Annotated in this window: 13 protein-coding genes; 6 read left to right on the forward strand and 7 right to left on the reverse strand. The window is 41.4% G+C overall.

Going from position 1 to position 16,173, the window contains the following annotated elements; translation table 11 throughout:
* Positions 1-666: 666 nt before the first annotated feature.
* The 3 genes from QI031_RS19070 to QI031_RS19080 form a co-directional block, all read right to left on the reverse strand.
* The gene (locus tag QI031_RS19070) at positions 667-1,746 is read right to left on the reverse strand and encodes an ATP-dependent 6-phosphofructokinase (protein ID WP_281481228.1); all 1,080 of its coding nucleotides are present in this window, start codon (positions 1,744-1,746) and stop codon (positions 667-669) included.
* Between the two features lie 114 nt (positions 1,747-1,860).
* The gene (locus QI031_RS19075) at positions 1,861-2,031 is read right to left on the reverse strand and encodes a hypothetical protein (RefSeq protein ID WP_281481229.1); all 171 of its coding nucleotides are present in this window, start codon (positions 2,029-2,031) and stop codon (positions 1,861-1,863) included.
* Positions 2,032-2,138: 107 nt separating this feature from the next.
* A complete protein-coding gene (locus QI031_RS19080; protein WP_281486077.1) occupies positions 2,139-3,035 on the reverse strand; it encodes an ABC transporter permease in 897 nt (298 codons plus the stop codon).
* Positions 3,036-3,329: 294 nt separating this feature from the next.
* Here QI031_RS19080 and QI031_RS19085 point away from each other — a divergent pair, with 294 nt between their 5' ends.
* The 4 genes from QI031_RS19085 (at position 3,330) to QI031_RS19100 (ending at position 12,316) form a co-directional block, all read left to right on the forward strand.
* The gene (locus tag QI031_RS19085) at positions 3,330-6,953 is read left to right on the forward strand and encodes a response regulator (protein ID WP_281481230.1); all 3,624 of its coding nucleotides are present in this window, start codon (positions 3,330-3,332) and stop codon (positions 6,951-6,953) included.
* A gap of 457 nt (positions 6,954-7,410) precedes the next feature.
* Complete coding sequence (gene infC / locus QI031_RS19090; RefSeq protein WP_281481231.1) at positions 7,411-7,944, forward strand: translation initiation factor IF-3; 534 nt, start codon at positions 7,411-7,413, stop codon at positions 7,942-7,944.
* 533 nt (positions 7,945-8,477) lie between these two features.
* Entirely contained in the window at positions 8,478-11,486 is a 3,009-nt protein-coding gene (locus QI031_RS19095; protein ID WP_281481232.1) for an MFS transporter, read from the forward strand.
* Between the two features lie 152 nt (positions 11,487-11,638).
* A complete protein-coding gene (locus QI031_RS19100) occupies positions 11,639-12,316 on the forward strand; it encodes a potassium channel family protein (protein WP_281481233.1) in 678 nt (225 codons plus the stop codon).
* Positions 12,317-12,334: 18 nt separating this feature from the next.
* Here QI031_RS19100 and QI031_RS19105 read toward each other — a convergent pair whose 3' ends face one another.
* Positions 12,335-12,637, reverse strand: a complete 303-nt coding sequence (locus tag QI031_RS19105) for a hypothetical protein (RefSeq protein WP_281481234.1) — start codon at positions 12,635-12,637, stop codon at positions 12,335-12,337.
* Positions 12,638-12,954: 317 nt separating this feature from the next.
* Here QI031_RS19105 and QI031_RS19110 point away from each other — a divergent pair, with 317 nt between their 5' ends.
* Positions 12,955-13,500, forward strand: coding sequence for a DUF3124 domain-containing protein (locus QI031_RS19110; protein WP_281481235.1), 546 nt, complete (start codon positions 12,955-12,957; stop codon positions 13,498-13,500).
* 26 nt (positions 13,501-13,526) lie between these two features.
* On the opposite strand, the gene QI031_RS19115 is transcribed toward QI031_RS19110, so the two are convergent.
* Positions 13,527-15,080, reverse strand: coding sequence for a cation:proton antiporter (locus tag QI031_RS19115; RefSeq protein WP_281481236.1), 1,554 nt, complete (start codon positions 15,078-15,080; stop codon positions 13,527-13,529).
* Positions 15,081-15,156: 76 nt separating this feature from the next.
* Between QI031_RS19115 and QI031_RS19120 the strand changes: the two genes are divergently transcribed.
* Positions 15,157-15,357 (forward strand): hypothetical protein, encoded by a 201-nt coding sequence (locus QI031_RS19120; protein WP_281481237.1) that lies wholly within the window; start codon positions 15,157-15,159, stop codon positions 15,355-15,357.
* A 96-nt stretch (positions 15,358-15,453) separates the two neighbouring features.
* On the opposite strand, the gene QI031_RS19125 is transcribed toward QI031_RS19120, so the two are convergent.
* Both QI031_RS19125 and QI031_RS19130 read right to left on the reverse strand, forming a co-directional pair.
* Entirely contained in the window at positions 15,454-15,900 is a 447-nt protein-coding gene (locus QI031_RS19125; RefSeq protein ID WP_281481238.1) for an HNH endonuclease, read from the reverse strand.
* On the reverse strand, positions 15,897-16,136 hold the full coding sequence (locus QI031_RS19130) for a hypothetical protein (RefSeq protein WP_281486078.1): 240 nt from the start codon (positions 16,134-16,136) through the stop codon (positions 15,897-15,899). Before QI031_RS19130 ends, QI031_RS19125 begins: the two co-directional genes overlap by 4 nt.
* Positions 16,137-16,173 lie beyond the last annotated feature (37 nt).

Consider the following 16,173-nt stretch of genomic DNA (forward strand, 5'->3'; position numbering starts at 1 on the left):
ATGCTCACGAATTGACTATACTGATAAATCAGCACAGTATAAATTGGATGAATTGTGCAAATGACAAAATTTAACGCACCAGATTTTACCTATTAACAGAGCTGGTTTTACGAGATATTCCATGTGCCTACAAATATGCTGCTCTTGCTCTATGCCTAATACATATTGATTTACCACAGGATGCTAGCGATTAGGCATAGACAGCTTCCTGATAGAATAAAGTTAGAGTGAGCGATCGGCAACTATTTGTATTGTACATCTGTATGATAAAAACCTTCAATCAAGGCTTCATATATATATTGATATGGTGATATTGAACAACAAGAACCCCGACTTCTTAAAGAAGTCGGGGTTCTGAAGAGTGAGTTTTATATTTTGATGGAAATTAATACTATAAATTTAATATTTAACAATAGTTTATTAATAATTTTTTAATATTAATTGTCAGTGGTCAGTAGTTAGTAGTTAGTGGTAAAGATGGGCTTTGTTTGTCTAGCCTTAAGTTTTAGATTGAGGGTAAATAGGACTTGTGTGTATAAGGTATACTTGTCGAACTCACGTTACACCGATTAAAAACAACTGACAACCGACAAATGACCACTGACAACTGACAACTGACAAAACTCTATCCCGCAAGTCGCGTGTAGTTTTTAGTGATTTACAATATTAATCTCCCAAATAAATACCTAAACCACGAGCAGTTTTGACTAAAGTATCCTCTGGGTTGACAGTTTTATATTGAGCGATCGCCTCAGCAATGGGTACAGCAAAAACTTGGCGATTTTGCCAAGTCACCATGTAGTCATATTTACCTTCTGCGATCAGCTCTACCGCTGCTACACCAAAGGCAGCGGCTACTAATCGATCTAGTGGTGAAGCTGTTCCACCACGTTGGATGTGTCCCAAGACTGTGACTCGTGTTTCTGTACCAATGCAATTGCTAATTTGATCGGCTAAGTACTGACCAATACCACCATATCGAGATTGACCCAAGCTATTTGTCATGGTCACAGTTTCACCGTCTTGGGTACGAACTGCCTCGGACACAATAATTAGACAATAATTTTTGCCTTTTTCTTGGCGCTGTTTAATTTTGTGGCAAATATGGTCAAGATTGTAGGGAATTTCGGGAATTAAAATTACATCTGCTCCTCCGGCAATTCCCGCAGCGATCGCAATGTGTCCGGCATCACGACCCATCACTTCTAGAATCATGACTCGACTGTGAGAGGCAGCGGTAAAATTTAACCGATCAAGTGCTTCTGTAGCAATATTAACGGCAGTATCGAAACCAATAGCATGTTCGGTAATCCCAATATCGTTATCAATTGTTTTGGGAATACCAACTAAATTAATATTGCCTTGTTGTGCCAAACGACGGAGAATAGCCAAACTACCATCGCCACCAATGCCAATCAAAGCATCTAAACCTAATTGATGATAACCTGCAATGATTTCCTCGGAGCGATCGCAGACACTACCATCAGCCATCAAAAAAGCAAAAGGATCGCCTTTGTTGGTGGTTCCTAACATTGTGCCACCAGAGGTTAACAGCGGGTCAACTAAATCAATTTCCAGTTTTGTAAATTGCGGTGGACGTGCCATTAAGCCTAGAGTTGCTTGACGAATCCCTAATACTTCCCAACCTTTTCCACAAGCACAATGCACAACAGATCGAATAACCGCATTTAAACCAGAACAATCTCCTCCACTAGTTAGAATGCCAATACGCTTACATTTACCCATCTTCATTTTCTTAATTAAATTTGCCAAACAGTCAGCTGTTCGGCATTCTTAAGAGCCTATGAGAATTTGGGTACATCTGAGCTTAGTCTGAAACAAAATTTTATCAGCTGTAACTCACTCGTCTTTGCGAAGTATTGCTACATGTTGTTGATTAGCTGTCAAGTAGGAATTGACACGAGATTGTCCCTGCAATGTAACTGGCGTACCTCGGAGTATTCCAGCCAAAGCAACAGAAAGCATGAATCCACCAGCGGCCGCAGCAATTAAAGAAAAGTTATCTTTCACACAAATCTCTCAGTAAAAATACAAGTTTAGTCAAAAGTCAACGTCAAGAATATAGCGATTCTAGTCCCTAGCCCCTAGTTCCTAGCCCCTAGTTCCTAGCCCATCGACTATTTCCGGATTCCATTTTCTCGCCGTAATCGTGGATTGACAAATTCATTTAACCCTTCACCAAGTAGTGATAACCCTACAACCATGAATGTCATTCCTAAACCGGGGAAAAGTGTAGTCCACCAAATGCCTGTGGGTAGGGCTTCTAAAGCTTGTTTTAAATCATGTCCCCATTCTGGCACTTCTTCGGGAAGTCCTAGTCCTAAAAAGCCCAAACCGCCTAATACTAAAATTGCATCGGCGGCATTCAGGGTAAATAGTACGGGTACGCTTTGAATGACGTTGAAAAATAGATATCGAGACAGAACAATCCAAGTAGAAGCACCCATTGCTTGCGCTGCTTCGATAAAAACTTCAGTTTTGACGCTGACTGTGTGGTTGCGAACAACGCGGTAATATTGGGGAACGTAGGCAATACTAATAGCGATCGCAGCATTTAATATTCCCCGTCCGACTACAAATGCTAACGTCACCGACAGCAATAACCCCGGTAAGGTGTAGATGCTATCCATAATAAATAGCAAAAATTTATCTAACTTACCGCCCAGATACCCACTTACCATGCCTAAAGGCACGCCGATAATCATACTCAATGCTGTTGCTAAAATCACCACTTGCAACGCAGCTTGAGCGCCAAACAGTGTGCGGGAGAAGACATCATGACCTAGGCGACTCGTACCAAACCAATATTGAGCTGAAGGTGGCTCTTGAATTGGATTTGAGAGAAATTCTTTAGGATCTTGTAGCCATCCCCAAGCTTGGAATACAGGAGCAAACAAAGCTATAAAGATGAAAAACAGGGTAATGGTTAACCCAACCAACATTAATTTTTGAGAAAGATTAGAATTTTGAGCAAAACGTAAAAAATTCGGCAGCTGAGGTTTAGTTATGGCCATGAGCGATCGCCTGGATGGATCAAGCAAGATACGCTGACCATTTTACATATCAAACAGGGAATTGGGAGTTGATCAAAATTAATGTATAGCGATCGCCAAGTAGTTTTTTAGAACATAAACTGAGATCAAACCACAACACCAAAAGACTTTCAAGCCCATGCCCCATGACGGCAGTTGCTACAAGTCGTCAGAGCCGCCCAACGCACTGCCTCCCCTATGCCCTATGTCCCATTCCCCATTCCCTGTTATATATAGTTGTAACAGTAGCAGAAATAATTTTAAGAAAAGTCCTAAATGTTGAAAAGTTCAAAGATTGGAACCAAGATTGGATCTGGTTTTGCGATCAGTCTGGCGCTTCTAACCACAATTGGTCTAATCTCCTACCAAAGCACTAATGAACTTATTGAAACTTCGCGCCGAGAAAGCCATACATACGAAGTACTAAGTGAACTCAAAGATTTAAATCTGGAACTGAGAAATGCTGAGACTGGACAACGCGGTTACATAATTACAGGAGAACAGCGTTATCTAGAACCTTATAATGTTGCTACGAAAGTACTAGATCAAAAATTTCAGGAGCTGAAAAAGTTAACAGCAGATAACTCCATCCAACAAAGTCGGCTTGATAGGTTACAGCCACTGATTAGGAAGAGGCTGGCTGTCATGCAAGCAGCGATTAGTCTGCGGCAAAACCAAGGCTTAGAAGCTGCTCAAAAAATTATCTTAACAGATGAAGGCAAGCAACTGATGGATGAAATCCAGCAGATTGTCGAGGCCATGAAGGATGAGGAGAATATGCTCTTGCAGCAGAGGTCTCAGAAAGCACACGCAGCTGCCCAGCGAACTATTAACATAATTGTTTTTAGTATTCCCCTATTATTTTTAATCTTAGCTTTGATTGGGTTTATTCTGACTAGATATATCTCTAAACCACTGAGGCTATTTTCGGAGGTGGCGGAGAATATTGCAGATGGCAATTTATTGGTGAGTTTACCAAACAGCGATCGCCAAGATGAAATTGGTGTACTAACGCGAACTTTCAACCAAATGATTGTGAATCTGCGAAACACCAATCAAAAAAATGACGATCAAAATTGGCTAAAGTCGAATTTAGCTGAATTTACCCAAATCCTCCAAGGACAAAGAAATCTAGAAAGCGTATCTCGCCTGATACTATCGAACCTAGCACCTTTGGTTGGGGCGCAGCAAGGCGTTTTTTACGTAATGGACTCGGTTGATAACCAGCCTGTATTCAAGCTCATAAGTAGCTATGCTTACCAAGAGCGTAAAAACTTAGCAAATCAGTTTCGCTTAGGTGAAGGACTGGTAGGACAGTGTGCCTTAGAAAAAGAAAAAATACTGTTAACTGAAGTTCCTAACGATTACATCCGTATTAGTTCTGGCTTAGGAGAAGCACTGCCGCTAAATATTATTGTGTTACCTGTATTATTTGAAAACCAAGTCAGTGCTGTCATTGAACTGGCTTCCTTTCAACGTTTTAGTCAGCTGCATTTGGCATTTCTAGAGCAATTCACTGAAATCGTTGGTGTATTTTTGAATAATATTGCCTCAAGCGCACAAACTCAGCAGCTATTACAAGAGTCTGTTGCTTTAACAGAAGAATTACGACTGCAACAAGAAGAATTAAGACAAAGTAATCAGCTTCTAGAACAACAGGCACAAGAGTTAGAAGAATCACAATTACTCTTAAAGCAGCAGCAAGAGGAGTTGAAGCAGTCTAATGAAGAATTACAGCAGCTAAATGAAGAACTAGAAGAAAAAGCAGAATTATTAGAAGTACAAAACCGGGAAGTTGCCCGTAAAAATCAAGAGGTTGAACGAGCAAGGCGTTCTTTAGAAGATAAAGCAGAGCAATTGGCTTTGTCTTCTAAATACAAGTCAGAGTTTCTGGCGAATATGTCTCATGAGTTGCGAACACCGCTTAATAGCCTATTAATTTTGGCTAGACTGCTGGCAGATAATTCCGGAGACAACTTAACCGATAAACAAGTAGAGTACAGCCGGACTATCTACTCGGCTGGTACAGATTTACTGGAGTTAATTAATGACATTTTAGATTTGGCCAAAATTGAGTCGGGAACTTTATCAGTAGAAATTGAGCAAATTCCTTTAGTAGATTTACAGAGTTCTCTAGAACAGACTTTTACTCAAATAGCCCAGAATAAAGGACTCAAGTTTGCAGTTGAATTAGACAATAATTTACCAGATATCATTTCTCAAGATCCCAAACGTCTGTTACAAATACTGAAAAATCTGTTGGCTAACGCCTTTAAGTTTACCGACCAAGGAGGCGTAAAGTTACAAATTAGTAAAGTTACTGAGGCAGAACAACCTGAGCATCCGATGATTGCTTTTGCCGTTAGTGATACAGGTATTGGTATTCCTGAAGATAAACAAAAGATTATTTTTGAAGCATTTCAACAAGCGGATGGCACAACTAGTCGCAAGTACGGGGGAACTGGCTTAGGCTTATCTATCAGCCGTGAATTGGCTCAGTTGTTGGGGGGAAGAATTGAAATAGTTAGCCAACCAGATCAGGGAAGTACCTTCACTTTCTATCTACCCCAGACTTATTCAGGGAATACTCAAATAACGATTCCCAAGCCAAAGACAAGGCTAGAAACCACCTCTTCACTACCTCCTCAACCGATTAGATCATTACCCCAGTTAGCCCCTAATTTACCTTATGAAATTGCCGACGATCGCCAAGTCATTCAACCAGGCGATCGCATCTTGCTAGTTATCGAAGATGATGATAAATTCGCCCGGATCTTACTAGAAATGGCTCGCCAACAAGGCTTTAAAGTCATGGTGGCTTTACAAAGCAAACAAGGTTTAGTTTTAGCACAACAATTTAAGCCTGATGCCATTACATTAGATATTCACATGCCAGAAATGGATGGTTGGACAGTTTTAGATCGTCTCAAACATGATCCAGAGACTAGACATATTCCAGTACATATATTTTCTGTAGATGACAGAGAGCAAAGGGGGCTACAGCTAGGAGCAATTACTTATTTACAAAAACCTGTATCTCCAGAAACACTAACTGAAGTATTGACTGGCATTAAAGGCTTTATTGAGCGTAAAGTCAAAAATCTTTTAGTCATAGAAGATGACCCCGTACAAGCTCAAAGTATTATTGAATTGATTGGCAACAGTGATGTCCAAAGTACAGCTGTGGGTACAGGAAAAGAAGCGCTGTTAATTTTGAAATCCCAGCGATTTGATTGTATCGTGTTAGATCTAGGTCTACCCGATATGAGTGGATTAGAACTGATTGAACAGATCAAACAAGAGCCTAGCCTATTGAAACTGCCAATCATTATTTATACAGGTAAAGAACTAACTCGACAAGAAGATACCCAACTTCGAGGATTAGCAGAGACTATCATCATCAAGAATGTGCGATCGCCTGAACGTTTGTTAGATGAAACAGCTTTATTTTTACATCGAGTCCAGGCTAATTTGCCCCAACCGAAGCGTGAGATCCTAGAACAATTACATCAAAGCGATCCAGTACTTGCGAATCGGACAATTTTGATTGTAGATGATGATTTGCGAAATATTTTTGCTCTCACCAGCTTTTTAGAAAGTTATCAAATGCAAGTATTATTTGCTGAAAATGGTCGAGACGGCATTGAAATGTTGCAAGCTAATCCTGAGACTAATATTGTTCTCATGGATATTATGATGCCAGAAATGGATGGTTATCAAACTACCCGTGCCATTCGCCAGCAACAAGAGTTCCGCACCCTGCCAATTATTGCTTTAACTGCTAAAGCCATGCCAGGCGATCGCGAAAAGTGCATCGAAGCCGGAGCTTCTGACTACATCACCAAACCTGTAGATACTGAACAGCTACTTTCGCTACTTCGGGTATGGTTGTATCGTTAAATACTACTAAAACCTTTGTCTCTTGTGGTTGAGTTTTTGGGCATGGGGCATGGGGCATTGGGGAAAGAACTGTCCCCTTGTCCCCTTGTCTCCTTGTCTCCCCTGCTTCCCCTGCCTCCCCTGCTTCCCCTGCCTCCCCTGCCTCCCCTGCCTCCCCTACTTGCCCAAATGCATCAACTTTAAAGTGAAACGACATTACATAGTTATAAATATTTTGTAAAAAATGTAATAAAAATTAACGTTTTCTTGGGTTATGTAATTTACGTTAACTATTGCAGAGAAATTTGCTTACAGTGAGTAGAATAACAAATACAGCGAGACAAACTACTTGATGAATTAGCTATGCTAGAGCTATAGACTCTTTTTTAAGTCCTCAGTTATTTTAAATATCGTACTTCTGAGGAACGTCAATTAAGACCAAACCACATTATTAACTAAAGAGCTTCCACAAATCATAATGCCTGTGATTGAAAAGAAAAGAACTCGCGATCTGCCCCAAATTAACGAACGCATCCGCTTCCCAAAAATCCGAGTCATTGATACCGATGGCGCGCAGTTGGGAATTATGGTTCCCCAAGAGGCACTACAACTAGCAGAAGAAAAAGATCTAGATTTAGTGCTACTTAGTGACAAGGCCGACCCGCCGGTTTGTCGGATTATGGACTATGGGAAATATAAGTTTGAACAGGAAAAGAAAGCGCGGGAAGCCAGGAAAAAGCAGCACACGGCTGATGTTAAGGAAGTGAAGATGCGCTATAAGATTGAGGAACACGACTACAACGTGCGTGTTAAGCAAGCAGAGCGTTTTCTCAAAGATGGTGATAAGGTCAAAGCTACCGTGATGTTCCGAGGTCGAGAAATTCAACACAGCGACTTGGCAGAACACTTGCTCAAGCGTATGGCTACTGATTTAGAGCCATTTGGTGAAGTGCAGCAAGCACCAAAAAAAGAAGGGAGAAACATGATGATGCTGATATCGCCCAAAAAATAATTCTCCGAATTTTATCGCTAACAAGTATAATCTGCAACTGAAAATATCCAAACGATCCTGAAGTCGTAGCAATTTACTTAAAACTGATAGTCCTGAGCGCTGAGTGGGAAACATAATACTCAGTTGCTTGGGGCTTTTGTTGTTTTTAGGGCATTGGGAAGAAGAGGCAGAGGGGCAGGGAGCAGGGAGAAAAGGAGAGAAGTGCGGTCTTGGGGTCTCCCCCTCCGGGTGACGCTCTCTACGAGACGCTACGCGAACGCAAGCTCGCTATCGCTACGCTAACGGCAGTCCAACGCCAGTCGCTCCTGGGGAGCCACTGCGTTGCGGGGGTTTCCCCGTTGAAGCAAGTGGCATGGAAACCCCCATGACCGCGCTGGCTCCTCTTTGTTGGGACAACTTTCTGCGGGCTGCCTCACCAAGTGGAGCGACTTCGGGAGAAAGAGAAGAGGTAATTTAATTTTTCTTCATCGCCCTTGCCCCCTGCCCCCTGCTCCCTTTCTTCCCCTACGGATTGCATCAGAAAGTAAAAGTGCATGGAATTAAAAAATCACTTGTTGGCTGCAAATAAAGGCACTCTGGCACGACTGCTACAGTGGGTAAATCTTCGACCGGAAGAAGGCGATCGCACTTTATTGATGTTCGCTTTTTATACAATTGTGTCTGTAGGATTACGATGGGCTGAGGACAGTACAGTAGCGCTGTTTTTGGATGAATATGGAGCTGGCCCCTTGCCTTGGATGTATATTGCCAGTGCTGTAACGGGTGCAGGAATGGTGTTTTTCTATTCTTGGCTGCAAAAGATTTTTCCTTTGCGCTGGGTAATTGTGGCGATCGCACCCTGTATGGTCACGCCGTTAGTGTTATTAGTGTTACTGCGCTGGGGACTACACGCTTCATATTTATCTGTGATTATTGTATTTCTGATGCGGCTATGGGTAGATGCACTTTATGTAGTTAACGATCTCAATACTTCCATTGTCGCTAATCAACTATTTAACATTCGAGAAATTAAGCGCACCTATCCTCTAGTCAGCAGCGGTGTGTTAGTGGCAGATGTGATTAGTGGTTTTAGTTTGCCTTGGCTGTTGCAATTCGCCAAGCTCAATAAAGTCATCATTATCGCTTGTGCAGTGATTGTCTTGGGGGCAGTGATTTTATGCTCTTTAACTCATAAATATCAAGCAGTTTTTCCTGATGCGCCACAGCGATTAATTACTCAAGAACAAGCCTCACGACATCGACGTATTCAAGCTCCACTCAGTCGCTACACATGGCAATTGTTCGCCTTTGTCGGGCTTTTACAAGTAATTGGGTTATTGGTAGATTTTCAATATCTGCGAGAATTGAAATCTAATTTAGGCGATCGCGATCTTGCTAGTTTTTTGGGTTTATTTGGTGGGATTGTCGGACTGTGTGAGTTAACAACTCAGTGGTTTGTTTCTAGCCGACTAATCGAACGCCTCGGCGTATTTTCTACTGCTGCTTTATTACCTATATCTGTAGGCTTTATAGTACCAGGAGCGATCGCATTACTCAATCTCTTACCAGGAATCCAAACCCAAGGAATTTTCTGGGGATTGGTGAGTTTAAAGTTTTGCGATGAATTGCTCCGCTACACCTTCGTAATTAGTAGTAGCCCGATACTATATCAACCTATACCCGAACACATTCGTAGCCGGATGCAAGCTTTATCTGGTGGCACAGCAGAAGCGATCGCCACAGGTTTAGCAGGAACAATAATTTTAGTAACTTTATTGTTTTGCCACCGCTTTGTGCCGGAATCATTAGGAAAATGGATATTTGTGGCCGAAACAGTACTTGCCGCTGCTACTTGTTTAAAAGTAATTTTAGTACTGCGATCACGCTATGTTGATTTGTTAGTTTTGAGTGCAGAACGAGGAGAATTAAGTGCCTCAAATGTCGGTTTGCGTGTCTTTAAACAAGGTGTAGTCAAAGCTTTGGGCGAAAAAGGCAGCGCCGCAGATAAACATTCTTGCATTGAACTTTTAGCCCAAATTGATCCCCAAGGTGCAGCCCAAGTTTTAGCACCTTTATTGATCAAATTACCTCCAGATTTACAGCGTCAAAGTTTGGAGGTGATGCTCACCGGAGGTGCAAATCCTACTTATGTGCTAGAAGTTAGGGCTTTGTTAGAACAGCCTCAAAATAGCGTTGATCCCGAAGTTTTTGCTCTGGCTTTGCGTTACGTTTGGTTAGCCCAAACAAATCCCAATTTAAGCCAACTAGAAGATTACCTGCAACAACGACATCATTCTTTAGTTCGCGCTACAGCAGCGGCTTTGATTTTGCGTCAGGGTACGCCGATGCAAAAAGTCGCTGCGACTAAAACTATGCGCCGGATGCTGACTCACAAACAAGAACGAGAACGAATCAATGGAGTTAAAGCTTTAAGAGAAGCGGTATATCTACAGGCGCTGCGGATTCACATCCCTAATTTATTGCAAGATGAATCGTTACGGGTGCGCTGTGCTGTTTTAGAAATGATTGCAGCTACTCATTTAGAAGAATATTATTCGGCACTATTAGGCGCGCTTTACTATAAGTCAACTCGCGCTACCGCGATGCGTGCTTTAGTGAAGCTAGAAAATGAAGCTTTAGAAATGCTGTTACAACTAGCTACTAATAGTTATAAACCAGAAATAGTACGAATGTATGCTTGGCGTACCATTGCTCAAATTTCCACTTTAGAAGCAATGGAGACTTTATGGTTGCACTTAGAAAAATCTTGGGGTGCTACTAGATATCATATTCTTCGCAGCTTACTCAAAATCCAAAAACAACCCGAAATTACTAATTCAATAGATCGGTTTCAGCACAGTCGGGTAGAACTTTTAATTAACCAAGAATTAAAGTTTTTAGGCGAGATTTACGCTACTTATATCGACTTCCAAACACCCCAAATTATCGAAAATTATCAACTCAATGAAAGAGTAATGATTGTTTGCGAATTACTACAATGCTCCCTCCAAGAATTGGAATTGGATGTGAAAGAGCGATTACTGCTACTACTGAAGTTACTTTATTCTCCAGAAAAGATGCAAGCTGCGGCCTTTAATTTGCGATCGCATTCAGCGGTAAATTTAGCACGGGGATTAGAAATTTTAGAGCATACCGTGAATTTACCGACAAAATCTTTATTATTGAATATTTTAGACCAGCGATCGCCCCAAGAAAAACTGCATTATTTAGTAGATGCAGGATTTGCCGAATATCAACAACTGCCAGTGAGCGATCGCTTGCGTAAAATGCTGACAATGAGTAATTTACTCTCTGATTGGTGTTTAGCTTGCTGCTTTCATTTAGCACAAGTGAGCCGGATTCGATTAACAACTCACGAAATTTTACTCGCTTTGCGCCATCCGACTGGTTTTGTTCGAGAAGCAGCGATCGCTTATCTTAGTGTAGTTTCACATCGTGTGCTTTTAGAACTTCTACCCAAATTGCAACAAGATTCACACCCGTTGGTTGCGACACAAGTTAAGGAGTTAATGAAAAAATACCTAATTAAAATTTACAATTAAATCGAACTGCTCACAAGTGCTATTACTTTTAGGTCATATCTGTTATTCAGTTTTATCGCGTCTGGTGTCTTAACCGAACAATATTGAGTGCAGCCCTACATAGAATTGGTATAAGTTGTAAAGTAAAAACTTGAAAAGCATCAAGAATAACCATGTACGTACTAATTGGCGGAGCAGGCTTAGTGGGGCTAAGTTTGGCACAAAAATTGGTAGAACTGGGGCATACTGTTGCCGTCATTGACATTGACCCTATCGCTTGCCGCTACGCCCGTGAACAAGTAGGAGCAATGGCTTTTGAAGGCAGTGCTGTCAGTACAGAAGTATTGTTAGAAGCTGGGATTCGTAAAGCCGGCTCCTTGGCAGCTGTTCTTAGAAGTGATGCCTTAAACTTAGCAATGGTAACTCTTGCTAAACACTACGGTGTCCCTCATATTTTGAGTCGAATGCGCCACCCCGATTTTGCTGAACCACTGCGGATAGCTGGAGCCAACCACATTATTAGTACTGTTGAATTATCAGTTTCTACAATGGTGAATGCCATTGAGTATCCGCAAGTAGAATCAATGATGCATTTTGAGCAGGGACAGATTGAGGTTTTGAAACTTTCCATCCCAAACAATTGCTATGTTGCTGGTCGTAGTGTTGCCGAAATTGCTCAAGATTCCCAATTTCCTACTGGCTCGTTAATTATTGGCTATCAACCCCATCCTCATGATGATTTGATGATTCCTAACGGTAGTACAATACTAAAACCTCATTCAACTGTATTAATTGTGACTAAGCCAGGATGTTTACATCAAGTTATTGATTTTATTGAACAAAGATGTTAATAGCAGTCCCTACCTAAATTATTTATTCAATAAACGTGAGTTTGACGGCTCAAAAAACCCCGCTTCCATTGCTCTCTCCCAGAGTCTACGGTGTACACACAAGTCATCTAAAACTGCCCCATTGAATGACAATGCGATTGTATCCGCTGACAATGCCAATGTATTGACTGACAATGCGATTGTATCGACTGACAATGCCAATGTCTCGACTAATAATGCCAATGTATCGACTGACAATGCCAATGTGTCGACTGACAATGCGATTGTATCCGCTAACAATGCCAATGTCTCGACTAATAATGCGATTGTACTAGCCTGCAAAAATTAACCCACTTTACGTTACACAGCAACTTTAAAAGACTTGTGTGTACACCGTAGCCCCTACAATGGGAGAGGCTTTTAAATCTGGATTGTTTTGTTCAAAACTTGAAAGATTTCTGCCTTTCTCCGCGTCGGAGAGGGGTTGGGGAGAGGTTCATCAAACTCCTAAGAAATAAGGCAGGAGGCAGAAGGCAGGAGGCAGAAGGGAAGAGGATTTGATTTGTTTCTTTCGCCCTTCCCGCAGGTGCGCCTTCCTTGGAAACTCATGTTAAATAAGGTTAGCTACACATAATAAAAAATTGGTGTAAATAGTTTTGATGAAGCCGTATCCACATATTTATTTAGCGATCGCTATTATTTTTCTTGCATCTTGTCAATCAACAAAAATTCCACCCAAATCACAACCCGATGCCACTCAAACAACTCCATCTCAAAAAATAGTAACACTAGATAAAAATTTTAAAATAGCAAGCGGTCAAACTATCTATGTTCCTGTTTATTCTCATATCTATCACCACAATCGCCAGGAGAATTTTGAGTTAGCCGTTACGCTTAGTATTCGGAATACAGATATAAATAACCCTATTATTATTACTTCCGTGCGCTACTATAACTCAGACGGTAAACTAGTTAAACAGTATTTGGAGCGCCCTATTCAACTTGATGCCCTAGCTTCTACAGATTTTTTTATCAATAGAAATGACACCAGTGGAGGTTTAGGCGCAAACTTTATTGTAGAGTGGGTAGCCCAAACAAAAATATCTGAGCCTTTAGTGGAGGCAGTGATGATTGGTACTGACTTTCAACAGGGAATTTCTTTTATCAGTCCTGGTAAAGTAATTAAAAAAATTCCTAATCTGTAATTACGAATTACGAATTACGAATTATTTTAATCATCTTCTAGTTTCAACAATTGTTCATCAAGAGTTTGTATTCGCCCGCGCACAATTTCTTCTGAGAGAATCCGCTTGCGTATTGCCTCATTGAGCGCTCCTTTTTCTGCCAAAAGTAAACGTCGGCGAATAGCTTCAAGTTTACTGCTCTTGCCACTTCTACTTTCCACTTCATCAGGACGACGATTATAAAGTTCCCGCAGTGTCTTTTCTGCACTGGCAATTCGTACCTGATAAGCTGAACGCATCTCTTCATAAACAGCCTTTGGTAATACGCCTGATTTCAACAGGCTATCTAATTCATCTTGTGCAGCTTTACCAGTCATCAGCTGGGCTTGCAATTGTTCAACCTGTTGTTGAGCTTCTGAAAAATTAGATAATTTTAAGCGTTTTACTGCCCAAGGCAAACTTAAACCTTGTCCCACTAACGACACAAGCACACTGCCAAAAACTAAAGCGATGAGGATATCTCGCCCTGGTAATGTAGTGGGTAAGCTCAACGCCAAGGCCATCGAAAGTGAACCTTTGATGTTGCCTAAAAAGAGTAAATGTTGCCAGCGCAGCAAAATTGGGCGGTCAATCCAACGAATCCCTGCTAGCAACGGATAGACCGTAAGAACTCGCCCGATTTGATAAGCCAAAACTGCAAATAGAATTGCAGGTAAAGTTCTCCAGAGCGTTATTAGGTCTATTTCTACACCAATCAGCAGAAAAATAAAGGTATTAACAGTAAAGCTGGCATATTCCCAGAAACTCAACAAGGTGATGCGGCTAGAAGCAGAAGTATTGCGATAAAGTCCAAAATTACCGAAAATTAATCCCGCTACAACTACAGCCACAGCACCCGATACACTGAGAGATTGCCCAACCTGAAAAGTTCCTAATGCAACTGCGACTGTTAGTAAGAGACTACTCAGGGGATCATCTAAACGGGCGAATACAGGTATGCTCAAGTAGCCCAAGACTAACCCTATAAGGCAGCCTCCTAGAGAGATAAACAGCAGTTGTTGGATTCCCTCTATAAATGTAAGTGAGCCTGTTGAATATACTTGCAAAATCAGGTTGAATGAAACTAGGGCAGCGGCATCATTGAATAGGGTTTCTCCTTCAACGATGGTGGAAAGCCGGGAGGGTACTGGTATTTCCTTAAAGACGGCAATCATGGAAACAGTATCAGTGTTTGCCAAAATTACTCCGACAAATAAAGCAGGTATCCAACTCAGTCCCAACCCAAATTTCAACAGGACGGCAATAATAGCACCAGAAAGCACAGCCCCCGGCCCAGCTAGTAGGGCAATTGGTTTAAAGGTGCTGCGTAGGCGGCTGACATCTGTATTAATACCAGCTTCAAAGATGAGAATTGGCAAAAAAAGATTCAAAACAAGGGAAGGATTTAAACCAATCGGACGAGATAACAGCTCAGTGATGGGCAAACCTGCTAAAACTAAACCTGTAACATAAGGGATTTTCAACCGCCGGGACAGCAGAGCTACACCTGTAGCAAGCAGCAAGAGAATAATTGAAACTTTGACTAATTCGGTAACATCCACTATTACGATCTGAAAGTTAGTTTAGCTTGACTGATAGATTTTCTCCTCATTCATGCCAAATTAGCAACTTCAGCGTGTGAGTTTAGAACGTCAAGAAGAATGTACGGGTGTAATACCGTTTCACTTTAAAGTTGATACATTTGGGCAAGCAGGGGAGGCAGTGCGGTCTTGGGGAGCCACTGCGGTCTTGGGGTCTCCCCAAGTGGAGCAAGTGGCGTGGTTCCCCCCAGGAGCAACTGGCGTGGAGCAGGGGAAGCAGAGGAGGCAGGGGGAGTAAGAAAAGTAATTTGTATCAATAATTTCGTGAAATGGTATAAGGTGAGCTAAATTAATTGTATGGGTAAATGTTAAGAAATCGTTACAAATAAAATAGTTATTGTCGCGGATCTTCATCAGGTGGATGCCAACCACCTTTCATGCAAAGACGACGCGCTTTAACGATAGATCCTTCATTATGACGTTCATCATTGAGGTCTAAACGATTGCAAGTAGCTCGTCCTACGGAAGTAATACCAATAATTTTTAGACCATCTGCTGACCAAATAAAGTGTTCACACCACTTTTGCTGGCGTGGATTAAACAGAGATAGCATTTGGCCTGTATCTGGATCAATTCCAGTAGTGAAGTTATAACGATATCCATTACAACGCTGACAAGCTAACGCTAAGTTATCGGAATCATCTGAACCACCAAGAGACTGCGGTACAATATGGTCAATCGAAAATAGAGCAGCACTTGCTTCTTCAGAAGAATGACAGTATTCACACAGAAATTTGGCTCTTTGTCTGATTAATTTTTTGCTAGCATCATTGACTGTCATGATTCAGAGATGATTTTGGCATTAAGCAAGGTAAAAATTCTATCAAGTTCTAATATGCCCGCCAATTCAGCATCTTCTTCTGGAGTTAGCAATCCAGCTTTCTTTTTCTCAGATAATCCTTCAAGTCGAGACTGTAATTCTTCAGTAAATTTAAATAAATATATGCTCCTAACTTTACTGAGTTTTATCCCAGATTCTACCCAGAATGAGGGTTGAACCATCATTTGAGTAATCATAAGCTGTGTGTCTTGTTTAAGTAAGCGGACTGGTCGT

The sequence above is a fragment of the Halotia branconii CENA392 genome, assembly GCF_029953635.1.
Lineage (GTDB): Bacteria > Cyanobacteriota > Cyanobacteriia > Cyanobacteriales > Nostocaceae > Halotia > Halotia branconii.

Excerpts from the sequence above, each read along its gene's own strand:
- QI031_RS19070 (WP_281481228.1), bottom strand. The coding sequence starts at position 1,746 with ATGGGTAAATGTAAGCGTATTGGCATTCTAACTAGTGGAGGAGATTGT.
- infC (WP_281481231.1), top strand. The coding sequence starts at position 7,411 with ATGCCTGTGATTGAAAAGAAAAGAACTCGCGATCTGCCCCAAATTAAC.
- QI031_RS19110 (WP_281481235.1), top strand. The coding sequence starts at position 12,955 with ATGAAGCCGTATCCACATATTTATTTAGCGATCGCTATTATTTTTCTT.
- QI031_RS19080 (WP_281486077.1), bottom strand. The coding sequence starts at position 3,035 with ATGGCCATAACTAAACCTCAGCTGCCGAATTTTTTACGTTTTGCTCAA.
- QI031_RS19130 (WP_281486078.1), bottom strand. The coding sequence starts at position 16,136 with ATGATTACTCAAATGATGGTTCAACCCTCATTCTGGGTAGAATCTGGG.
- QI031_RS19100 (WP_281481233.1), top strand. The coding sequence starts at position 11,639 with ATGTACGTACTAATTGGCGGAGCAGGCTTAGTGGGGCTAAGTTTGGCA.
- QI031_RS19125 (WP_281481238.1), bottom strand. The coding sequence starts at position 15,900 with ATGACAGTCAATGATGCTAGCAAAAAATTAATCAGACAAAGAGCCAAA.
- QI031_RS19085 (WP_281481230.1), top strand. The coding sequence starts at position 3,330 with ATGTTGAAAAGTTCAAAGATTGGAACCAAGATTGGATCTGGTTTTGCG.
- QI031_RS19095 (WP_281481232.1), top strand. The coding sequence starts at position 8,478 with ATGGAATTAAAAAATCACTTGTTGGCTGCAAATAAAGGCACTCTGGCA.